The sequence below is a fragment of the Campylobacter lari subsp. concheus genome, from assembly GCF_008245025.1.
GTDB classification, from domain to species: Bacteria; Campylobacterota; Campylobacteria; order Campylobacterales; family Campylobacteraceae; genus Campylobacter_D; species Campylobacter_D concheus.
The window spans coordinates 1,102,546-1,123,805 of the sequence record NZ_CP043426.1 but is presented as its reverse complement, the minus strand read 5'-3'; the positions used below and the strand labels follow the sequence as shown (position 1 = coordinate 1,123,805).

The window sequence follows — 21,260 nt, the reverse complement described above, 5'->3', positions numbered from 1 at the left end:
AGAAAACAATACTATAATCAAGAATTAAAATTTAAAACAAAGGACCACGATGAGCGAGGTGAACAAAAAAGTTCAAAACAGACTAGAGGATATTATCATAGAAGAAGATTTTGAGCAAATGCTTGAGGAATCTTTCAAGTCTGATGAGGAGGCAACTACACAGGGTATAATTGTCGCAATTAAAGGCGAAGAAGTGTTTGTAAATGTAGGGCAAAAATCAGAAGGTATTTTAGCAATAGAAGAAATTCAAAACGACAAAGGCGAATTTATCTTCAAAGAAGGCGATACATTAGAAGTTGCTATAGTGGGTTCTCGCGGTGGCAGATCTTTGCTTTCTCATAAAAAAGCTTTAAGAAAGCAAAAAGTTAAAGAATTTATTGATAATTATAAAGATGATGAAAGTATGTTTGATGTAAAAATCATTGGTAAAAATAGAGGTGGCTTTGTAGCTGTGGATGAAAATGGAGTAGAATTTTTCTTGCCAAAATCACAAAGCAGCTTTAAAGATTCAAACAACATCATCAATAAAACTTTTAAAGTTAAAATCATCAAAATTGATAAAGAAGCTCAAAGTATAGTAGTTTCTAGAAAAAAAATAGTAGATGAAGAAAGAAAAAAACGCAAAGAGATTATCTCAAATGTGTTAAATCAAGAAGAAATCATAGAAGGTATTGTTAAAAAAATCACTACCTATGGCATGTTTGTTGATGTAGGTGGTGTTGATGGTTTGGTTCACTATAGTGAAATTTCTTATAAAGGACCAGTAAATCCTAGTTCATTGTATAATGAGGGTGATAAGGTTCCTGTAAAAGTGATCAAATATGATAAAGATAAAAAACATCTTTCTTTATCTATCAAGCTTGCCATGCCTGATCCTTGGAATGAAATTAAAGATGGTTTAGAGGTTGGTGATACTATTAAGGTTACGGTTTCAAATATAGAACCATATGGTGCTTTTGTTGATTTGGGAAATGATATAGAAGGATTTTTACATATAAGTGAAATTTCTTGGGATAAAAATGCAAAAAATCCAAAAGATTATATTAGCGAAGGCCAAGAGCTTGATGTAGAAGTGATTGAGATTAATGCTAAAGAAAGAAGACTTAGAGTCTCTTTAAAAAATTTACTAGCAAAACCTTTTGATGAGTTTTTAAAATCACACAAAGTAGGCGATGTGGTAAAAGGTAGTGTTACTTCTGTAACTAATTTTGGTGCCTTTGTAAAAATTGCAAACTTAGAAGGTTTGTTGCATAATGAAGATGCTTCATGGAATAGAAATGATAAATGCAAAGATATGTATAAAGTTGGTGATGTTGTAGAAGTTAAAATCATCAAACTTGACAAAGAAAACCAAAAAATATCTTTAAGTACTAAAGAATTGCAAAAAAGTCCTGTGCAAGTTTATGCACAAAAACACCAAGTAAATGATATTATCTCAGGAAAAATTAGAGATATTAAGGATTTTGGAGTTTTTGTAGAGCTTGAAGAGGGTGTTGATGCACTAATTCACAAAGAAGATTTAGGTAATATTGATTTTTCAAGTTTAAAAGTAGGTGATACAATAGAAGCTTTAATTGTTTTCATTGATGAAAAGAAAAATAGAATTCGTTTAAGCGTAAAAAGTCTTGCAAGAATGAAAGAAAGAGAAGCGTTAAGCGAAATCAATGATAATGATAAAGTAACTTTAGGTGATATTATCAAAGATCAACTTTCATAATAACAAATGAAAAAATATACCCTTTATGGTATTTTAGGCTTTTTAAGCCTAGTTTTGATTGTTGCTTTTGTTTTTATGGTGAGATATGTAAGTGTTGGAAATTTACCTATCTCACAAAATGTTAAATATTCTTTTGATGAGATAAAAAAAGAGTTGCCACAAACTTGGCAAGATAAACTTTCAAATCTTAAAGTTAATGATTTTTCTCCAGCAGTGAATGAATTTTATATGAGTTTTAATATGGATGATTCTGTAGTAAAACCAAAACAAAAATTTTATATGCTCGATGTAAATAAAAACGATGTTTATTCTATGTTTTGTTTAAAGCAAACTTTGCATTCTTTTTTTATCAAATACACTTTAACACAAAGTAAAGATGAAGTGGCAATTTATTTAGATACAAATAATGAAAAAGTTCTAAACGCACTGATCGACAAATTAAAAATTTACAACATAAATGCAAAATTAAAGGAGGTTTGGTTATGAAAAAAATTATTGTATGTGATGCAATATTAGACAAAGGTGTGGAGCTTTTAAGAAAAGCTGATGATGTAGAACTTATTGAAGCAGCGCATTTACCTAAAGATGAGCTTTTAACAAAATTAAGTGATGTAGATGTAGCTATTACTAGAAGTTCAACAGATGTGGATTTGAAATTTATCAATGCATGTTCTAATTTAAAAGCCTTAGTTAGAGCAGGTGTTGGGGTTGATAATGTTGATATAGATGAATGTTCTAAAAAAGGCATTATAGTTATGAATGTGCCAACGGCTAATACCATAGCAGCGGTTGAACTTACTATGAATCATCTATTATGCTCTGCAAGATCTTTTGTAAATGCTCATAATTTTTTAAAAATACAAAGAAGATGGGAAAGAGAAAAGTGGTATGGTGTTGAACTTATGAACAAAACTTTAGGGGTTATAGGTTTTGGTAATATAGGTTCAAGAGTAGCTGTACGCGCAAAAGCTTTTGGTATGAAAGTTATAGCTTATGATCCTTATGTGGTAGCTTCTAAAATGACTGATTTGGGTATTGAGTGCGTGAATTCTTTAGATATAATTTTAACTCAAAGTGATTTTATTACCATACACACACCAAAAACAAAAGAAACAACAGATATGATTTCTTTTGAAGAAATTTCTAAAATGAAAGATGGCGTAAGATTGATAAATTGTGCCAGAGGTGGTCTTTATAATGAAGATGCATTATGCGAGGGGTTAAAAAGTGGTAAGATAGCTTGGCTTGGTATAGATGTATTTAATAAAGAACCCGCAACTAATCATCCGTTTTTAGACTTTGAAAATGTTTCTGTCACTTCTCATCTTGGCGCAAATACCTTAGAAAGTCAAGAAAATATAGCTATCCAAGCATGTGAGCAAGCTTTAAATGCTGCAAGAGGAATTTCTTATCCTAATGCTTTAAATTTACCAATTAAAACTGAAGATTTACCAAGTTTTGTAGCGCCTTATATTGAGCTTATTTCAAAAATGGGCTTTTTGGCTGCTCAGCTTGATAAAACTCCTATTAAGGCTATTAAACTTGAAAGTGAAGGACAAATTAGTGAATATAATGAGTCTTTGCTAACTTTTGCGACAGTGAGTGTTTTAAGAGGAATTTTAGGTGAAAATATTAATTATATTAACGCACATTTTGTAGCTAAAGATAAGGGTGTGGAGCTTTCTTCTTGTATTTTACCAAGTAGTGGTTATAGTAATAAAATCACCATAAAGGTAATTACAGATAATTCTAACCTTTCTATCTCGGGGACTATTTTTGGTGAAAATGAACAAAGGATAGTAGAGTTAAATGGTTTTGATGTAGATTTTAAACCAAAAGGGAAAATGATAATTTTAAATAATAATGATATACCAGGAGTTATTGCTAATGTTAGCGGAATTTTAGCTAAAAATAATGTCAATATAGCTGATTTTAGACTTGGTAGAAATGGCTTTGGAAAAGCTTTAGCTGTGATTTTGCTTGATGCAAAAATTTCAAAAGCTTTACTTGAGGAATTAAGAGCAGTTGATGCTTGTATTTTTGCAGAATATGCAGAAATTTAAGGCTTTTTATAAGCCTTAATTGTTACAATTATTTTTTAATTTTAAAATTAAGGAAAATATATGGCTTCTTATGGAATGGGAGATTTAAAAAAAGGTTTAAAAATAGAAATTGATGGTATTCCTTTTAAAATCGTAGAATATCAACACGTAAAACCAGGAAAAGGTCCTGCTTTTGTACGTATTAAAATTAAATCTTTTATCGATGGTAAGGTTTTAGAAAAAACTTTCCATGCAGGAGATAAATGCGAATCTCCAAATTTAGAAGAAAAACAAATGCAATATCTATATGATGATGGTGAAAATTGTCAATTTATGGATACTCAAACTTATGAGCAAGTTGCAATTAGCGATGAAGATGTGGGCGAAGCTAAAAAATGGATGCTTGATGGAACCATGGTGGATGTTTTATTCCACAATGGAAAAGCAATTGGTGTGGAAGTGCCTCAAGTAATGGAACTTAAAATTATCGAAACAGCACCAAATTTCAAAGGTGATACTCAAGGCTCAAACAAAAAGCCAGCTACTTTAGAAACAGGTGCGGTGGTGCAAATTCCTTTCCATGTGCTAGAAGGGGAAGTGATTCGCGTTGATACTGTGCGTGGAGAGTATATAGAAAGAGCAAATAAATAATCCCTTATTTTAAGGGATTATAAAGTTCTTAATTTATTAATCTCATCTCTAAGCATTGCCGCTTTTTCAAATTCAAGATTTTTAGCAGCTTCTAACATTTGTTTTCTTAATTCTTTTACTATTTTGGCGCGTTCTTTTGCGGGCATTTTTTCAAGTTCTTTGCCTTTACGATAAATTTCTCCTTGCTCAAGTTCATGTTTTAAACTTTCTTCTATATTTCTTTTTACTGAGGTTGGTGTAATGTTGTGTTTTTTATTATAAGCTTCTTGCAAAGCCCTTCTTTCATTGGTAGTATCGATAGCTTCTTGCATAGATTTTGTGATTTTTTTGGCAAAAAGTAAAACTTTTCCGTTGACATTTCTAGCAGCACGTCCCATGGTTTGAATGAGCGCAGTGGTACTTCTTAAAAAGCCTTCTTTATCTGCATCCATAATAGCTATAAGAGAAACTTCAGGCAAGTCAAGCCCTTCTCTTAAAAGATTAATCCCGATTAAAATATCAAAAGCACCACTTCTTAAACCACGGATGATTTCATTACGTTCTATTGCGTCAATTTCTGAATGCATGTATTTTACTTTTAAGCCAAGTTCTAAGTAGTATTTACTAAGCTCTTCGGCCATTTTTTTAGTTAAAACGGTTATTAAAACTCTTTCATTGCGCTCTATAACTTTTTTAGCTTCATCGTATAAAATTTCTACTTGATTTTCACTATCTTTGATTTCTATTTTAGGATCTAAAAGCCCTGTTGGACGCATGATTTGATAAAAAATATTTTCTTTACTTAATTCTAGTTCTAAAGGTGCAGGTGTAGCTGAAACAAATAAAAATTTACAATTTTTATTAATAAATTCATCAAACATCAAAGGTCTATTATCTAAGGCGCTTGGCAAACGAAAACCATAATCAACCAAAGTTTGTTTTCTGCTTCTATCCCCTGCAAACATCCCACGAAATTGTGGTAAAGATACATGGGATTCATCTACAATGACTAAAAAATCTTGGTTTTTAATGGCAAAATAATCAAAAAGTGTATAAGGTGTATCGCCACTTTTAAGCCCTGTTAAATGCAAAGCATAATTTTCAACTCCTTTACACATGCCAGTGCTTTGAAGCATTTCAAGGTCAAATTCTACTCTTTGTTTTAGCCTTTGTGCTTCTACGAGTTTATTTTCATTTTCAAAATAAGCAAGGCGTTCATTTAATTCAGCTTTTATGCCTTTTATAGCCTCTTTAAGCCTAACCTCACCTACGCTAAATTGACTAGTTGGGTAAAGTATAAATTTTTTTAAATCTTTACCTTTTTTATTTTCTAAGACATTATAATGATACATCGCCTCAAGCTCGTCTCCAAAAAACTCAAGTCTAATAGCTTCATCCTCATAATAAGCCGGATATATATCTACTATATCTCCATTTACTCTAAAATCAGCCCTATCAAAGAAATTATCATTGCGTTTATAGCCCATATCTACAAGTTTTTTTAAAAGTTCTTTTTGTGAAATTTGCATATTTAGTTCTAAAATTAAAACCATACCCACATACTCACTTGGATTTCCTAAACCATAATTTGCTGAAACACTAGCTATACAAATAACATCTTCATAACTTAAAAGCGAAGCACTTGCGCTTAGTCTTAATCTTTCTAAATCTTCATTAGTAGAGCTATCTTTTTCTATAAAAACATCCGTTCTTGGTATATAAGCCTCGGGTTGATAATAATCATAATAGCTTATAAAATACTCCACATGATTATTTGCAAAAAAGCCTTTAAATTCACTATAAAGTTGTGCACATAAGCTTTTATTGTGACTCATGATAAGAGTGGGTATGTTTAAGTTTTTAATGATATTTGCCATAGTGAAAGTTTTTCCACTGCCTGTAACACCTAGCAAGGTTTGGTATTTATTGCCTGCTTGAATGCTTTTTACTATACCATCAATGGCTTGTTTTTGATCAGGACTTGGCTTAAAATCACTAGTAAGTTCAAACATAAATTTTCCTAACTTGTATTTTTGTTAATTTTACACAAAATTTTTTGTAAAAATTTAAATTTTAAAATAAAAAGCTATGCAAAATTAAATTTTTTTTTGTTACAATTATGTGTTTAAAATATTCTAAATATAAAATCAATAAAGGCAAGAAAATATGTATGATGAAAGAATAATCAACACAATGACAGATAAAGTAAATGAGCTTTTGGCTAAATATAATGAAGTATGTGAAATAAATGAAAATTTAAGAAATGAATTAGTGAGTGTAAAAGCACAAAATGAAGCTAAAAATAATCAAATCGCACGTTTAGAAGAAGAACTTAAAAATAAAAATATTGAAAGCGAAGATGTGATCAAAAAAATAGAGGCAGTTCTTGGCAAACAATAACCAAAGAAAAGTTACAATTAATGTCTATGCAAAAGACTTTGTTGTAACATGCAGTAATGAATTTGCAAATCATCTTGAAGATGAAATTGCTTTAATTTCTGGAGGTACAGGCAAGATAGAGCTTGCAAATTTCATTAATGCTTTTGTAAAACTTAGCTACGAAAACTATATCTTAAAAAAAGAACTCAATAAACTTATCAATACTATCGATAAAGAAATAAAATAAATGCAAATAAAAAAAGCTTTTACTTTGATAGAGCTTGTTTTTTGTATGATGATTATTGCTATTCTTAGCGTAATTGCTTATCCGTATTTTTCTTTTGGAAAAAACGATGCTAAACTCATTCAAGTAAAAAGTGAGGTGGAACTTATCAATGCTTCTTTGTCTTTACTTAGAAATCAGTTTTTATTTAAAGAAAGTAAAGATTTTCCGACTATTTTAGATGAGGCTTTAATAAATAGCGAAAATCAAAAATTATTTGTATGTTCTCATTCTCAAAATCATAAAAATACAGAACAATGCACCTATAGTGTTTTAGAAAAACCAATCATTTCATCTAAAAAATCGTGGATGAAAATAGCAAATACTCAATATAGATTTTTCATAAATACTAAAAATTACATAGATTTTTCTTATAATAGTGAAAAAGTTTTTTTAGAATGTGTGAGTTTAAATTGTAAGGATTATGGGTTTTGAATTTTTATCAACTTGCTATTAAAGGATATTATTTAGATATCTTAACTTATGAAAGTGAGGAAGAATTTGAAATTTTAGATGAGGTGGTAGTTGATCTTGCAAGGAAAAAAAATCTCAAAGCTATAATTTTACAAAAATGTTTAAAACCTGATTTTAAAACCCAAGCTATAAAGAAAAAAACAGGTTTTAAACTAACGCAATACCAATACGAACTTGCTCAATTTATTGCTTATTATTATGCTAGTAAAATAGCTTTTGTTTTGGGTAAGTTTGAAAGTATTAAAGAGTATAAAAATGAAAAGATTCATATAGAAAAAGTACCTAGCTTAAGTAAAAATCAACAAGAGGCTTTGGAATTTATAAAAACCAAACAAACTAGTTTGCTATTTGGTGATACAGGAAGTGGTAAAACTGAAATTTATATTAGCTTGATAAAAGAATATCTAGAGCAAGGAAAGCAGGTTTTGCTTTTAATGCCAGAAATCGCTCTAACTCCGCAAATGCAAAAAAGATTAAAAGTGTATTTTGGTGAGCATTTTTTTTTGTGGCATTCTAAAATTACTAAGAAAAAAAAGCAAGAATATTTGCAAGATTTGGTAAATTCAAAAGCTCTTTTAGTGGTGGGAGCTAGGTCGGCTTTGTTTTTACCTTTTAAGAATTTAGGTTTGATTATTATTGATGAAGAGCATGATAATTCTTATAAAGCTTCTAATAATCCAAAAATCAATGCAAGAGATTTGGCTTTATTTGTAGCAAAAAAAATGCATATAAAAGTTCTTTTAGGCTCGGCTACTCCAAGTGTTGTGAGTTTTTATAAGCATCCTTGTTTTAGGCTTAAAGGAACTTTCTTTGAAAGTAAAAAGCAGTTTTTGTACGATGAGAGTGAGCTTAGTATTTCGCCAAAATTACTTTTAGAATTAAAAATTAGCTTAAGAAATAAAAAGCAAGTCGTGGTGTTTTTACCTACAAGGGCAAATTTTAGACAAATTTTATGCAAAGAATGTGCTAATACTATTAAATGTCCTTTTTGTTCTATTGCTTTGAGTTTACACAAAAACAAAAATGCATTAAAATGCCATTATTGTAATTTCACTAAAGAAATTGATCAAACTTGCCCAACATGTAATGGAGCTATGCTCGAAGCTAAAAAAATAGGTACAGCAGAGCTTTGTGAACTTTTAGAAAAAGAATTAGCCGAGTTTAATCCTATCATAAAAAGATTCGATAGCGATGAGGTTAGCAGTGTAAAAAAGCTTGATATGATTTTAAAAGATTTTAATCAAGAAAAAATTGATATCTTAGTAGGTACTTCTATGCTTGCTAAAGGACATGATTATCACAATGTGGATTTGAGTGTGATTTTGGGGCTTGATGAGTATTTATTTAGACCTAATTTTAAAGCTTTGGAAGAGACTTTAGCTCTTGCTATGCAAGTAGCAGGTCGTGCAGGTCGTAAGGGCGAGGGTAGGGTGCTTTTACAAACTAAGAATAGATCTTTTTTTGAAAAATATATACAAGATTATGATAGCTTTTTAAAAGATGAATTAAATGCTAGAAATGAGCTTTATCCTCCATTTAAAAGACTTTTAAGGCTGATTATTGAAGATGAAGATAAAAATAAAGCTTTAAATTTGTGTGAATTTATAGCTAATAAAGTTCAAGAATTAAAACAAGTGCAATTAGTAGGTCATGGTGCTTGTGGCATTGAAATGCTAAATAAAAAATGGCGTTTTTATGTATTGTTACGTGCTAAAACCCATCAAGAGCTTGTAAAATTTGAGCATTTTGCTTTAAATTTTAAAAATATTACTTGCGATATAGATCCGGTTGATTTTAGCTAAAGAATTTTTCAAATTCTTGATAATATTTCCATGATTTCACAATATCAGGGCGGAAATTTTTAATATGTATCAGTTCTTTATCAATATATCTTTGAGTTTCAACCTTGCTGTTTTGTTTTTCTTGAGATAGTCTAATACTTCATCTTCTTTCATAAGATTTGCTTCTGTGTAGTCAACAATATCTTTGATTGCATCTAAAAAATTAGATAAATATTGTTTGATTTTTGCATAATTTTTATGATTTAAAAATTTAGATATTTTATTTTTATCGATATAAAAGCCAGTATTGTTTTTAAGATCATTATTGCTAATATAGGAAAAATATTTATTTGTTCGTTGTTTATATGATATCTATTGATAATTAATTTTATTTCATAATCTACTTGAAAAATTAAAGGAAGTAAATATTTTATATAACCTCTAAATTCTTTTCTTTTAAAAAGATTTTCATCATTATGGGGGGGGGTAAAATCAAATTTATTTGCCAAGTTAATAAAAGTATCATAAGCTTTTTTTTGTCTAAATCGCACATATCTATATAAGTAATATTGTTTGCATTAATTTTATTAAGTAGAGTATGCATTATAAAAGTATTTTCTAATAAATTTTCAAAATCATCTTTCATATAAGTTTTGTTTGGTTTTAAAAAATTGATATATTCTTGGTAGTTAAAATTTAAGTTAAAATTTTGATTATAATTTCTTTGAACTTTACTCCAATCTCTTCCATACGAATGTTTTAATAAAGATATAGGATCTCGTGTTTGAATTAGTATGGGTATATTACAATCAATTAAATTTAAATATTTATCCAAATCTAAAATATTTGTCTCAGATATATTAATAGCTGTTTGAGAGTATTGAAGAAGTGATTTAAAGTTTAAATTATATCTGCAATATCCGTTGTTTGGAAGTATCCAAGAAGCAGGGCAATAAACATTGCATGCTTCATTGAGTAATGTTAAAAAAGCAGCGGCACCAACACCATGAGGGGAAATATAGATAAATTTAGCATTTTCTAGAGGTATGTTTAATTTCCAAGCAAGTTCCGCACAATAATCACTAGGTTCTATATCGATATTTTTTGGATTTACTAATGGTGGATAAGTATTATTTTCATATTGCTTAAAATCGTCACTATTAAGCCAAGTTGTAATATGATTTATATTATCTAGGATAAATTTTTGAAAAAAATAATCTTGATTAGTTTTGAGTGAATTTAATAAAAAATTTGCTTTTCTACTATCTAAATGAGCTGATAAAAATTAATTAAATTTTCCATATTAAATCCTTGATATTTTTAGATTAAATTATTAAAATTATATAAAAATATTTTTAGAGTGATTTTAATGACAAGATACAAAACAAGACAAATAAAAGTGGGCGATGTTTTAATAGGTAGTGATGCTCCTATTTCAGTGCAATCCATGCTTTTTACTAAAACAAGAGATATTGAAGGTTGTTTAGAGCAGCTTAATAGACTTTATTTTGCTGGTGCAAATATAGTGCGTTTAGCTTGTTTGGATATGGCAGATGCAAGAGCTTTAAAAGAAATTAAAGCAAAAAGCCCCTTACCTTTAATAGTGGATATACATTTTAATCACAAGCTAGCAGTCTTTTGTGCTGAATTTATCGATGGGGTGAGAATTAACCCAGGAAATATAGGCTCAAAAGAAAATATAAAAGAAGTGGTGCAAGCTTGTAAACAAAGAAAAATTCCTATTAGAATAGGGGTAAATCATGGTTCTATAGAAAAGCAATTTAGCGATAAATATGGTTATAATATAGAGGCTATGCTTGAGAGTGCTTTATATAATATAAAATTACTAGAAGATTTAGACTTTTTTGATATTAAAATTTCTATGAAAACTTCAGATGTGCAAAATACCATAAAAGCTTATGAAGCTCTAAGACCACTTTGTGATTATCCGTTTCATTTAGGAGTTACTGAAGCAGGAACTAAATTTCATAGCACGGTTAAAAGCTCGATTGCTTTGGGAAATTTGCTTTTAAAAGGTATAGGCGATACAATGAGAGTTTCTATGACAGGGGAGCTTGAAGAAGAGATTAAAGTAGCAAGGGCTATTTTGCAAGATAGTGGAGTGCAAAAAAGTGGAGTAAATATCATCTCATGCCCAACTTGTGGAAGAATTCAAAGTGATTTGATTAAAGCGATTAAAATAGTAGAAGAAAAAACTAAACATATAAAAGAACCATTAAATATAAGTGTTATGGGTTGTGTTGTAAATGCTTTGGGTGAGGCTAAGGGTGCTGATGTGGCGATTGCTTTTGGAAAAAATCAAGGTTTAGTTATAAGACATGGCGAAGTAGTGGCCAAATTAAAAGAAGATGAGCTTGTAGATAGATTTTTACTTGAAGTAGAAGATGAGGTAAAACTTAGAGAAAAAGATTAATTTTTTTCTAAGTAAGTTTTTTGCATATTTTGTAATTTTTTAGAAATTTTTACTTTATAAATACTTGGATTTTGAAGTTTTTTTAGTTTAAGATCCAAACTATCAACACTTTTTTTATGATACTCTCGAATATTTTTTAAGTTAGGAAGCTCGTAGATTAATTTTCCATCTTTAAAAATAAGTTCATGTAAATTTTTATATGTATAACCTTGGTAATTTTTGATATTTTCATCATGTGTATATAAGATATCAAAACTTGCTTTATTGTTTTTATAATACCTTATAAGTTTTTTAAAATGTGGCAAGGTTGTCTTGCTTGAGCTTGCACTGATTTTGATTTTAGGGATGATTTGATTGTTTTTTTCTAATGCAACAAGCTTATAAACAGCTCCAAAAATAGGTGAACTTGCTGAAGTAATAAGCTTTTCTCCAATACCAAAAGCATCGATTGGGGCTTTGTTTTTTAGTAATTTTTCTATGATAAATTCATCTAAAGCATTACTAGCTATGATTTTGCATTTTGTTAAGCCAGCAAGATCTAGTTTTTTTCTAATATATTTAGAGATTTTAAGTAAGTCTCCTGAATCAATACGGATAGAATAATTTCGCATAGAATCTTGCGCATTTAACTCATTAAAAACTAAAATAGCATTTTCAATACCTTTTTTATAATCATAAGTGTCAATCAAAAGACTTATACTATCTTTATAAATTTGACAATATGCTTTAAAAGCACTTAACTCATCATCAAATATTTGCACCCAAGCATGAGACATGGTCCCACTAATAGGAATGTTAAATTTTTTCCCAGCTAAAGTACAAGCGCTTGCATGAAAACCACCTATAAAAGCAGCTCTAGCACCATTTAAAGCCGCACTTTCTCCATGGGCTCTGCGAGAGCCAAATTCTAAAAGCAATTTTTCTTTTGCAATTTGAGTAATTCTACTGGCTTTAGTGGCAATTAGACATTGATGATTTAGGGTTAAAAGTATAAAAGTTTCTAACAATAAAGCTTCTACTATAGGTGCTTTAATGATCATTAAAGGAGTATTAGCAAAAACACATTCACCTTCTTTAACGCATAGTATATCACCACTAAATTTTAAAGTTGAAAGGTAGTTTAAAAAATCACCATCAAATTTTTTAGTATTTTTTAAAAAATCTATGTCATCTTTAGAGAAAGAAAAATGATTAATATGATTTATGATTTGTTCTAATCCACAAAAAACAGCATAAGAAGCATTATCAGGAGTTTTTCTAAAAAAAACTTCAAAATAAACAATTTGCTTATACATATTTTGTTTAAAATAAGCATAAGCCATACTTAGTTCGTAAAAATCACATAATAATGAAGAATTCATATAAGGATTTTTACTAAAAAATTAATCCATTTGGCGACGCAAGAAAGCAGGAACATCAAGCTGAGAAATTACTTCCTCATCAAATCCACCGCTAGCTTTGCGTAAATTCATATAGCTATTTTTTTTATTTTCTTCTTGTTCTTTAGCACTTTCTATTTCAGCTTTATCTTCAAAACCTGTAGCAATGATAGTAACTTCAACACGATCACCCATGCTCTCATCAGTAGTTGCACCAAAGATTACTTTTGCATTCTCATCTGCTATATCGCTAATGCTTTGAGTGGCTTGTGAAATTTCTATCAGTGAGCATTCAGGTCCAATTTTATAGTGGATGATTACACCTTTAACGCCTTTCATAGTCATACCGTCTAATAATGGAGATTCTATAGCGCTTGATAATGCATCCATAATGGCATTTTCACCTTCTCCATGACCCACACCCATTAAAGCTAAACCTCTGTGGCTCATAACAGTTCTAACATCAGCAAAGTCAACATTAATATCGCCATCTTCTAAAAGGATAGACACCATACCCCTAACAGCTCTAGCTAAAATATCATCAACCAGTTTAAATGCTTCTTTTATACCTGCTTTTTTTGGGAGTATACTAAGAAGTTTTTCGTTTTGGATTACAATAATAGAATCACTTTCTTTTTTTAATTCAGCTAAACCAGCTTCTGCTAATTTTTTTCTTTGTTTCCCTTCAAATGCAAAAGGCATAGTTACAACTGAAACAGTTAGCGCACCTACTTCTTTAGCAGCTTGTGCTACAACAGGAGCTGCACCTGTACCAGTTCCACCACCAAGTCCTGCTGAAATAAATACTATGTCACTTTGACTTAAAGCAGCTTTTACTTCTTCAAAACTTTCTCTTGCGCTTTCTGCTCCAATTTCTGGTTGCATTCCAGCACCCAAACCTTTGGTTTTTTTCTCACCTAGTTGAATTCTGGTTTTTGCTAAAGATTTAGCTATGGCTTGTGCATCAGTATTAGCTGAAATAAGATCAAGATCATGTAAACCCATATTTACCATATGATCTATCATGTTACCGCCACCGCCACCGCAGCCTATGACTTTTATTTTTGCACCTTTTGCGTGTTGCATTTCTTCCACTAGATATTCGCTCATTGTGTCTCCTATTAGAACTGGTTTATTAGTTTATTCCAAAATTTATGCATTAAATTCGTTTTTTTATCTTTCTTTGTTTCTATTTTTATTAATTCTGTTTTTTCATTTTCAAATTCTTTTTGATCTTGAAAAATTTCTTCAAAATCCTTATTTTCTTCTTCATGTTCATCTATGGCAAGATTTTGTTTGATCTGTTTATTGATAAACTCAGGCTCTCCTTTGTATCTTAGTTTCTCATTAGAATCTAATTCATAAGGAGTAAAATGTCCTCCACCATACAAACAAAGACCTATAGCACAACTATTTTCTGCATCTTCAAAAATTTCTTTAAAACCATCCATAGTATCTTTTTTTGCAGTCGCTATTCTAACAGCTTTATTATCAAAATAAGCTGAAGCAAGCTTGTCAAGTCCTGCAAATTTTGTCATTCCGCCTGTTAATACTATGCCTGCTCCTGCTTGATTTGCACAAGCATTATCACTTAACATTTTAGCTAAAATAATAATAGTTTCTTCAATTCTTGCATAAATTACATTAGATATGACTTCTACTGAAACTTCATTTTTTCTTTTTTCATCGCCCATGTATGGAATTTGTATAATTGAGTTTTCATTCTGCACTAAAGATGCATAATTTAATTTTAGTTTTTCTGCTTCTTTTGGTGGAGTATGTAAAGCTATAGATAAATCATTGGTGATATTTACAGAGCCAATTTGTAAGCATTCGTTATAGCGTATAGAATTGCCCGCATGAATGACCATATCGCAAACTGCTCCACCCATATCGATTAAAATAGCACCCAACTCTTTTTCACTATCATCAAAACAAGCAATAGAAGAAGCATAGCCTGAAAGAACGATGTTGTCTACTCTAAGATCAGCAAGCTCCACGGCTTTTTTTAGATTTTTAATATGCACCTCTTGTGAGATTACAATATGTGTAGAAACTTCAAGGCGATTTCCACTCATTCCTAAAGGATCTTCTACATGTTCAAGATCATTTACTTTAAAATTATAAGGTAATACATGAATGATTTCATATCCACTAGGTATATTTGCAGTATGCTTTGCTGTGCTTACTGCTCTATGAATTTCTTTAATGCCTATTTCATGGTTTGGTATATTAACTACGCCTATACTATCTACGCTTTTTGCATAAGCACCTGAAATAGATACAATTACCTTATCATAGTGCACACCTGACATCATTTGTGCATCAGCTACTGCTTCTTCTATGGATTTTGAAGCAAGTTCTATATTGGTAATTGCTCCTTTTTTTATACCATTTGATTTTGATTTTCCAAAACCAATGACTTTAAGTCCTTCTTCGCTTTTTTGTGCTAATATGGCGCAAGTTTGTATTGAGCCTAAATCAATTCCTAAAATATTCAATTTGTATTTCCTTTATAATAGCGTTGAATTGGATATAATTCTATAAGTTTTTTTAATAATTCTTCCTTAAGTAAAGCTTGTTTAGTTTGTTTAGCACTTTGTTCTATGATAAATTTATAAATTTCTTCTTTGTTTTTATTTTCTAAAGTTTGCTTTGTGATCTCATAAACTATTACTTTATCATCAAACAATATATAAGATTTAGCTTTATTTGAGTCAAATACATGCATTAAAAACTCACTAAATTCAGTATCATCCATCATATTGCCCACTTTTGCATTTTTACTTGAGTCACGACTATAAGTACCTATGTCTACGCCTTGGAAATTATCTAGGGCGATTTTTGCTTTTTCTTCTAATAAAGCTTTAGTTTTTTCTTTAATGTAAAGTTTACTTACTTCATTTTTAGCTTGCTCAAAAGTCATAGTTTGTATAGGATTTATTTTTATAAGCTTTGCAATCATATAGCCATTTTCAAATTTAAAAGGCTTAATAAAATCATTTTCTTTAGCTTTTTGTATATTTTCTAAAGGATAATAAATATCAGCATCGCTGATTGTGATATTTTTATCAAAACTAAGCTCGTTTTTTCTCAAAGTCACATAGCTTTCATTGGCTTTAAGTTTAAGTTTAGAAAGTTTTAAATCTTTTATAACTTTATCTTTACTTTGTTCTAGATTCAGAATTTTCCCCGCAAAATCTTTATAATCATTTTTATTTTCTGCATAGTAAGTTTGGATTTCTTTGTCGTTAACTTTGATTATATCGGGGTTTAAAAAATAAGTTGCAAGCTCGTAACTTTTTTGCGTTCTATAAAGTTCTTTATTTTTCTCCCAAGTTTGTTTTAACTCTTTTTCATCAATTGTTATGTTTTTGTTATAAAGTTTTATAGCTTGAACTTTTAAACTATCTTGCATTAAAAAACTTGCGCCAAACATATCAAGTTCATTTGGTTTGATTTGTAAATTTAAAATAGTATTGATTTTTTTAAGTAATAATTCATCGTGAATGATTTTTTCATAAGTTTTTGGTGTATAGTTGTTTCTTGCAAGCAGATTATAGTATAAATTTTTGTCAAAAACACCTGAAGTATTATGAAAGATTTTTTGATGTGCTAAATCATAAGCGATTTCTTCCTCGCTCACATTTAAACCCAAAGTTTTAGCATAAGAAAGTAGTAGTTTTTCTTGTATAAGTTCATTAATAGCTTGGGTATCTAAGCCATCTTTTTGTGCTTGTTCTTGTGTATAATTGCCATTGTTTAGCTGAGAATAATAGCTAAATAATTGAGAATATTTAAGATTAAACTCATCATAGCTTATTTTTTCATCGCCTACTTTTGCAACAGAATTTGACCTATCGGTGTTAAAATCATAACTCCCCCAACCAACAAAACCTGCTCCAACAAAAGCAATAACACTAATCCAAATAGTTACAACTAAATATTTTTTATGATGCTGCATCCAAGTGAGCATTTTTACCCCAATCTGATTAAATAAATTAAACTATAAATTATAAATAATTTGTGATTAATAAAAGATTAATTTTAAATTATTATGATAAATTTGTTTCCGCTAAATGGATAATTTTGCAAGAATTTTCAATTAAATCTATAATTTTACCTAATTCATAACTTGTTCTACCATAGGCAAATATGCCATAACCCTTTACAACAACAAAATTTTGTTTTTGTTCTAACATATAACGATAAATTTCAGTTTGTGATCTATCCTCCCAATCTTCATAATTTTTAGGATTATAAACTTGAATTTCTTTTAGAAAAATTTCACCAAAATAATCTTGAGGTGTTATAAAGTCATGATTTAAACTCATAGATAAGGTGTAAGTTGGACAGGCAAAACATATAAATTTAGCTTCAGGTATATTCTCATATATACTTTTATGGATTTCACTATCGCTACTTGCCTCATCCCAGCTATAATCTTTTGCAAATTTTAAAATACTTAAACTTTTTTCATCTAGCTGATTTAAAAAAGTGTCATTTTTATTTATAATAAAAGAACTTTGAGATAGTTTTGCTGAAACTGATCCGTGGCAAATTCCAAAAAAATTTTTTTTAAACATTGAAGTAGAAAGTATTTTGATTTGAGAAATGATATTTTCTTTATTCATTAAAAACCTTGTTTTAAACTTAACTAAGATATTATACTAAAAAATATTTTAAAGGTTTATTTTGCAAAGTCCACATATTCCTGTTTTACTGCAAGAAGTTTTAGATGTTTTTGGTGATTTTGATAGTGGAGATTTTTTAGATTGTACTTTGGGTTATGGAGGGCATTCTAAGGCATTATTGCAAGCTCATGAGAAACTAAGATTAATTGCTTGTGATAAAGATTTAGAAGCTTTAAATTTTTCTAAAGAATTTTTAAAAAAATTTCAAGATAGGATAAGTTTTAATCATATAGGTTTTAAAGATATTTTAACTCAAATTCCAACGCAAAACTTAAGAGGAATTTTAGCTGATATAGGTGTATCTTCTTTGCAGCTTGACAAAAACGATAGAGGTTTTTCACTAAATTCTGATTTTTTAGATATGAGAATGGATCAAAATAACCCTTTAAGCGCCAAAGAAGTAGTAAATTCTTACAGTAAGGAAGCCTTGGAGCAAATTTTTAAAGACTATGGAGATTTAACACCGGTTGCTTCAATGCTTGCTCAAAAAATCATCAATGCAAGAAGTCAAAAAGAGATTACAAGTGCAAAAGAATTAAGTCAGATCATAGGAAATGCTAAGCTAAAAGGACGCAATGTGTCTTTAGCTTTACTTGTATTTCAGGCTTTACGCATAGAAGTAAATAATGAACTTGGCGAATTAAAATCCTTGCTTGAAAATATAGAAAAAGCAAAATTAAAAGATTGTAAATTAGCTATTATTAGTTTTCATTCTTTAGAAGATAGGATAGTAAAAAATACTTTTAAAAGATGGGAAAAAGACTGTATTTGTGATGAAAGAGCTATAAAATGTGAATGTGATAAAGGACATAGTCTTGGTAAAATTTTAAGTAAAAAAGCCATAAGTGCCTCCAAAGAAGAAATAAGCTATAATAGCAGATCAAGTTGTGCAAAAATGAGAATTTTTTATTTTAGGTAAATAATGGTTGAAGATGATTTTTTAAAAGAAAAACAAAATATACGCGAAAAAATGTTGAAATATTCTAGGGCTATTAAAGAAGGTAGGCCTTATGAAGAATATGAGCAAAATTTTAATGAAAGCGACCGTATACTAAAAAATAGAATACAACGTAAAAAAAGACCTAAATTTACAGATTTTGATGAAGAATATGAAGAAAAACCTAAGAAGCAATCTGCTATTTATTTAAAAGAAGATTTGATTAATGTTAAATTAGAAGAAAAAAAGCCTTTTAAATTACAACTTAATTTTTTCAAAAAGCAAAAAGAAAAATTCGATAAAAAAAATATTGCAAATTCTAAAACGCTTAAAAGTAACAAGTCAACACAAGAAGTAAGAAAAATAGAAAAAAAGCAAGAAAATAAAGATTCTATTCAAATATCTAAAATTCTTACTCAAAGCAATGTTTTTGTCGCTTCAAAATTTCAAGATTTAAAAGAAAAAAGAAAAGAAAAAGCTAAACTCAAACAAGAATTAAAAGAGCAAAAAAAAATCGAACAAGAAAAATTAAGAAAAGCTCAAGAGGAATTAAAAGAAAAAGAAAAACTAGCCAAACAAGAACAAAAAATTTTAGAAGAAAAAGTAAGACTTGAAGAAAACCAAGAGTATAACCAAGAAGATAAATACGAACTTTTAGATAGCATAGTAAGTGAGGAAAATAAAAATTTAACCCCTAAAAATTTAATATATGCGGGTTTGATGATAGTATTTGCTTTATTGATATTTTTCCCGCAAATTTATATTAGAAATCAAATTTACTATGTAAGTAGAGATATAGCAGATCTAAGATCGCAAGAACTTGTTTTAGATGAAGAAAACAAAGAGCTTCAAAGACAGCTTGAGGCGCTATATTTTCAAAATCAAGTTTTAGACTTTTTAGATTAATCTTGTGTTTGAATGATTTTTTCTAAAACATATTGCTCGAGTTGATTTTTTGGGATTTCTTCTTTAATGGCTTGGTTGTAAATATTTTCTGCTATTTTTGAATATTTTTCATAAGCAAAATATGGAAAATGCAAAGCCCAAGCTTTTTTTAATAATCTTTTGCTTATTACTTTTCTAGTGTAAATTTTAAAAATATCATAACCAATAAAAACACAAGCGGTTACAAAAACAGCACTTAAAATACTAATATGAAAATCAATAATTGTCAAAAAATAATGACTAATGATAAGCATAGGAACTAAAATAGCTATGCAAAAAAATGCATAAATAAGATAAGAATTAAACACTTTAAATTTAAAATTTAATTTCGCAGGATCTACCATCATACCTTCATTAAGTAAGGTGTTTGCTTCTAGTAAATCTTTTAAATTAACAGGTTGGTTTGAAACTTTAAAAATAAAGTTTAAAATAAATTCTTGTATTTTCATTTTTTACCCAATTAGTATGTGATTTTTGTGATTTTAACATTTTTGTTTTTAATTAAACTAAATTTTAAGTCTTGTAAATGAAATCTTGTGTTAAAATTTATATTATTTTAGTATCAAAATGGAAGAAAAATGGCAGATTCTAGATTTATGATGAATGTAAAAGGCATAGCTAAAAGTTTTATACCTAGAAAAATTTATCAAAATCAATTACAAAATATTTTAAAAGAAATTTTAAAACTAAAAAATATAGATAATATTATTACTCGTTTGAATTATTATAATCTGCAAAATGATTTTTTTGATATAAAGAAATTTGAAAATTATGAAAAAATAGGAAAATTTCCTTTTAAAAAAACTTCTTATGCTTATGATGCCTATGCAATCAGTAAGTACTTTAATGATGATTTTTTGTGGGTTAAAGGTTTTGGGGATATTAGTTATAATCTTAAATATCCAAGCATAGCTAAATCAAGACCGATTGAAAATGGTTTTAATAACATCATTTTAAAATTAGATAAAAACAGACATTTTGATTTTATACAGGATAAAAATCAATTTGAAGATAAAAAAGACTTACTTTTTTTTAGAGGTGCGATTTATCAGCCTCATCGTATTAAATTTTTTGAAAAGTATTTTGATAATCCTCGTTGCGATATTGCCCATGTTGGTGGTAGAAAAATTCAAGCTGAAAAATGGATTAAAAAATTAAATTTTAAAATCAGTAGAGTCTATCAAACTCAGTTTAAATTTTTACTTTCATTAGAAGGCAATGACGTAGCAAGCAACTTAAAGTGGGCGATGAAAACAAATTCTTTAGTTTTGGCACCAAAAATGCGTTATGAAACTTGGTTTATGGAAGGAAAGCTAGTTCCAAATGAGCATTTTGCTTTGATTGATGATGATTATGAAAACGTAGAAGCTTTGCTTGATTATTATTTGGCTAACCCACATAGAGCAAAAGAAATCATACAAAATGCTCATGCTTATATAGAGCAATTTTTGGATGAAAAGATAGAATTTTATATAGGAATTTTAGTTTTAGCTAAGTATTTTTATTATTCTAATCAGCTTGATTTGCCAAAAGATATTGTTGATTTATTTGATTAAAAGGAGGAT

At 29.0% G+C, this 21,260-nt stretch carries 20 protein-coding genes and 1 pseudogene; 12 read left to right on the top strand and 9 right to left on the bottom strand.

Annotated features, from left to right (window positions below):
- The first annotated feature begins 49 nt into the window (after window positions 1–49).
- The 4 genes from CLCT_RS05810 to efp are packed head-to-tail and all read left to right on the top strand — an operon-like array spanning window position 50 to window position 4,410.
- On the top strand, window positions 50–1,717 hold the full coding sequence (locus CLCT_RS05810) for a 30S ribosomal protein S1 (protein WP_149062548.1): 1,668 nt from the start codon (window positions 50–52) through the stop codon (window positions 1,715–1,717).
- 6 nt (window positions 1,718–1,723) lie between these two features.
- Window positions 1,724–2,203, top strand: coding sequence for a hypothetical protein (locus CLCT_RS05805; protein ID WP_039668698.1), 480 nt, complete (start codon window positions 1,724–1,726; stop codon window positions 2,201–2,203).
- The gene (gene serA, locus CLCT_RS05800) at window positions 2,200–3,780 is read left to right on the top strand and encodes a phosphoglycerate dehydrogenase (RefSeq protein WP_149062547.1); all 1,581 of its coding nucleotides are present in this window, start codon (window positions 2,200–2,202) and stop codon (window positions 3,778–3,780) included. The genes CLCT_RS05805 and serA overlap by 4 nt, the downstream gene beginning before the upstream one ends.
- Window positions 3,781–3,840: 60 nt before the next feature.
- The gene (gene efp / locus CLCT_RS05795) at window positions 3,841–4,410 is read left to right on the top strand and encodes an elongation factor P (protein WP_039618934.1); all 570 of its coding nucleotides are present in this window, start codon (window positions 3,841–3,843) and stop codon (window positions 4,408–4,410) included.
- Between the two features lie 17 nt (window positions 4,411–4,427).
- Here efp and uvrB read toward each other — a convergent pair whose 3' ends face one another.
- On the bottom strand, window positions 4,428–6,401 hold the full coding sequence (uvrB, locus tag CLCT_RS05790; protein ID WP_149062546.1) for an excinuclease ABC subunit UvrB: 1,974 nt from the start codon (window positions 6,399–6,401) through the stop codon (window positions 4,428–4,430).
- Between the two features lie 154 nt (window positions 6,402–6,555).
- Between uvrB and CLCT_RS05785 the strand changes: the two genes are divergently transcribed.
- Genes CLCT_RS05785 through CLCT_RS05770 form a run of 4 tightly spaced genes read left to right on the top strand, consistent with a single transcriptional unit; the run spans window position 6,556 to window position 9,327 of the window.
- The gene (locus CLCT_RS05785; RefSeq protein WP_012661890.1) at window positions 6,556–6,789 is read left to right on the top strand and encodes a hypothetical protein; all 234 of its coding nucleotides are present in this window, start codon (window positions 6,556–6,558) and stop codon (window positions 6,787–6,789) included.
- The gene (locus CLCT_RS05780) at window positions 6,776–7,015 is read left to right on the top strand and encodes a hypothetical protein (protein WP_149062545.1); all 240 of its coding nucleotides are present in this window, start codon (window positions 6,776–6,778) and stop codon (window positions 7,013–7,015) included. Before CLCT_RS05785 ends, CLCT_RS05780 begins: the two co-directional genes overlap by 14 nt.
- Complete coding sequence (locus tag CLCT_RS05775) at window positions 7,016–7,486, top strand: type II secretion system protein (RefSeq protein WP_149062544.1); 471 nt, start codon at window positions 7,016–7,018, stop codon at window positions 7,484–7,486.
- The gene (locus CLCT_RS05770; protein ID WP_149062543.1) at window positions 7,483–9,327 is read left to right on the top strand and encodes a primosomal protein N'; all 1,845 of its coding nucleotides are present in this window, start codon (window positions 7,483–7,485) and stop codon (window positions 9,325–9,327) included. The genes CLCT_RS05775 and CLCT_RS05770 overlap by 4 nt, the downstream gene beginning before the upstream one ends.
- On the opposite strand, the pseudogene CLCT_RS07860 reads toward CLCT_RS05770, so the two are convergent.
- Together CLCT_RS07860 and CLCT_RS07750 are read right to left on the bottom strand one after the other, a co-directional pair.
- Window positions 9,320–9,815 (bottom strand): annotated as a pseudogene (locus tag CLCT_RS07860) (DUF2972 domain-containing protein). The gene CLCT_RS05770 and the pseudogene CLCT_RS07860 sit on opposite strands and share 8 nt — an antisense overlap.
- A complete protein-coding gene (locus CLCT_RS07750) occupies window positions 9,737–10,141 on the bottom strand; it encodes a hypothetical protein (RefSeq protein WP_249040748.1) in 405 nt (134 codons plus the stop codon). Before CLCT_RS07750 ends, CLCT_RS07860 begins: the two are co-directional and overlap by 79 nt.
- 534 nt (window positions 10,142–10,675) lie before the next feature.
- Here CLCT_RS07750 and ispG point away from each other — a divergent pair.
- On the top strand, window positions 10,676–11,740 hold the full coding sequence (gene ispG, locus CLCT_RS05755) for a flavodoxin-dependent (E)-4-hydroxy-3-methylbut-2-enyl-diphosphate synthase (RefSeq protein ID WP_394349074.1): 1,065 nt from the start codon (window positions 10,676–10,678) through the stop codon (window positions 11,738–11,740).
- Here the strand turns inward: ispG and CLCT_RS05750 are convergent.
- The 5 genes from CLCT_RS05750 to CLCT_RS05730 all read right to left on the bottom strand — a co-directional run bounded on the left by CLCT_RS05750 (window position 11,737) and on the right by CLCT_RS05730 (window position 17,753).
- A complete protein-coding gene (locus tag CLCT_RS05750; RefSeq protein ID WP_149062542.1) occupies window positions 11,737–13,101 on the bottom strand; it encodes a nicotinate phosphoribosyltransferase in 1,365 nt (454 codons plus the stop codon). The genes ispG and CLCT_RS05750 overlap by 4 nt on opposite strands.
- Window positions 13,102–13,122: 21 nt before the next feature.
- Window positions 13,123–14,229 (bottom strand): cell division protein FtsZ, encoded by a 1,107-nt coding sequence (ftsZ, locus tag CLCT_RS05745; RefSeq protein WP_149062541.1) that lies wholly within the window; start codon window positions 14,227–14,229, stop codon window positions 13,123–13,125.
- 11 nt (window positions 14,230–14,240) lie between these two features.
- Window positions 14,241–15,620, bottom strand: a complete 1,380-nt coding sequence (gene ftsA, locus CLCT_RS05740) for a cell division protein FtsA (RefSeq protein ID WP_149062540.1) — start codon at window positions 15,618–15,620, stop codon at window positions 14,241–14,243.
- Window positions 15,617–17,095, bottom strand: a complete 1,479-nt coding sequence (locus CLCT_RS05735; RefSeq protein WP_149062539.1) for a peptidylprolyl isomerase — start codon at window positions 17,093–17,095, stop codon at window positions 15,617–15,619. The genes ftsA and CLCT_RS05735 overlap by 4 nt, the downstream gene beginning before the upstream one ends.
- Before the next feature lie 79 nt (window positions 17,096–17,174).
- Window positions 17,175–17,753, bottom strand: coding sequence for a class II aldolase and adducin N-terminal domain-containing protein (locus CLCT_RS05730; protein ID WP_039668688.1), 579 nt, complete (start codon window positions 17,751–17,753; stop codon window positions 17,175–17,177).
- Window positions 17,754–17,814: 61 nt separating this feature from the next.
- Here CLCT_RS05730 and rsmH point away from each other — a divergent pair, with 61 nt between their 5' ends.
- The gene (rsmH, locus tag CLCT_RS05725) at window positions 17,815–18,732 is read left to right on the top strand and encodes a 16S rRNA (cytosine(1402)-N(4))-methyltransferase RsmH (protein ID WP_149062538.1); all 918 of its coding nucleotides are present in this window, start codon (window positions 17,815–17,817) and stop codon (window positions 18,730–18,732) included.
- 3 nt (window positions 18,733–18,735) lie between these two features.
- Complete coding sequence (locus CLCT_RS05720) at window positions 18,736–19,656, top strand: hypothetical protein (protein ID WP_149062537.1); 921 nt, start codon at window positions 18,736–18,738, stop codon at window positions 19,654–19,656.
- Here CLCT_RS05720 and CLCT_RS05715 read toward each other — a convergent pair.
- Entirely contained in the window at window positions 19,653–20,144 is a 492-nt protein-coding gene (locus tag CLCT_RS05715) for a hypothetical protein (protein ID WP_149062536.1), read from the bottom strand. The genes CLCT_RS05720 and CLCT_RS05715 overlap by 4 nt on opposite strands.
- Window positions 20,145–20,273: 129 nt before the next feature.
- Between CLCT_RS05715 and CLCT_RS05710 the strand changes: the two genes are divergently transcribed.
- Window positions 20,274–21,251 (top strand): glycosyl transferase family 90, encoded by a 978-nt coding sequence (locus tag CLCT_RS05710; RefSeq protein WP_149062535.1) that lies wholly within the window; start codon window positions 20,274–20,276, stop codon window positions 21,249–21,251.
- The last annotated feature ends 9 nt before the right edge of the window (window positions 21,252–21,260 follow it).

What these genes read in the sequence shown, in the direction of transcription:
- CLCT_RS05810 (WP_149062548.1), top strand. Translation starts at nt 50, where the DNA reads ATGAGCGAGGTGAACAAAAAAGTTCAAAACAGACTAGAGGATATTATC.
- CLCT_RS05805 (WP_039668698.1), top strand. Translation starts at nt 1,724, where the DNA reads ATGAAAAAATATACCCTTTATGGTATTTTAGGCTTTTTAAGCCTAGTT.
- serA (WP_149062547.1), top strand. Translation starts at nt 2,200, where the DNA reads ATGAAAAAAATTATTGTATGTGATGCAATATTAGACAAAGGTGTGGAG.
- efp (WP_039618934.1), top strand. Translation starts at nt 3,841, where the DNA reads ATGGCTTCTTATGGAATGGGAGATTTAAAAAAAGGTTTAAAAATAGAA.
- uvrB (WP_149062546.1), bottom strand. Translation starts at nt 6,401, where the DNA reads ATGTTTGAACTTACTAGTGATTTTAAGCCAAGTCCTGATCAAAAACAA.
- CLCT_RS05785 (WP_012661890.1), top strand. Translation starts at nt 6,556, where the DNA reads ATGTATGATGAAAGAATAATCAACACAATGACAGATAAAGTAAATGAG.
- CLCT_RS05775 (WP_149062544.1), top strand. Translation starts at nt 7,016, where the DNA reads ATGCAAATAAAAAAAGCTTTTACTTTGATAGAGCTTGTTTTTTGTATG.
- ispG (WP_394349074.1), top strand. Translation starts at nt 10,676, where the DNA reads ATGACAAGATACAAAACAAGACAAATAAAAGTGGGCGATGTTTTAATA.
- CLCT_RS05750 (WP_149062542.1), bottom strand. Translation starts at nt 13,101, where the DNA reads ATGAATTCTTCATTATTATGTGATTTTTACGAACTAAGTATGGCTTAT.
- ftsZ (WP_149062541.1), bottom strand. Translation starts at nt 14,229, where the DNA reads ATGAGCGAATATCTAGTGGAAGAAATGCAACACGCAAAAGGTGCAAAA.
- CLCT_RS05735 (WP_149062539.1), bottom strand. Translation starts at nt 17,095, where the DNA reads ATGCTCACTTGGATGCAGCATCATAAAAAATATTTAGTTGTAACTATT.
- CLCT_RS05730 (WP_039668688.1), bottom strand. Translation starts at nt 17,753, where the DNA reads ATGAATAAAGAAAATATCATTTCTCAAATCAAAATACTTTCTACTTCA.
- CLCT_RS05720 (WP_149062537.1), top strand. Translation starts at nt 18,736, where the DNA reads ATGGTTGAAGATGATTTTTTAAAAGAAAAACAAAATATACGCGAAAAA.
- CLCT_RS05715 (WP_149062536.1), bottom strand. Translation starts at nt 20,144, where the DNA reads ATGAAAATACAAGAATTTATTTTAAACTTTATTTTTAAAGTTTCAAAC.
- CLCT_RS05710 (WP_149062535.1), top strand. Translation starts at nt 20,274, where the DNA reads ATGGCAGATTCTAGATTTATGATGAATGTAAAAGGCATAGCTAAAAGT.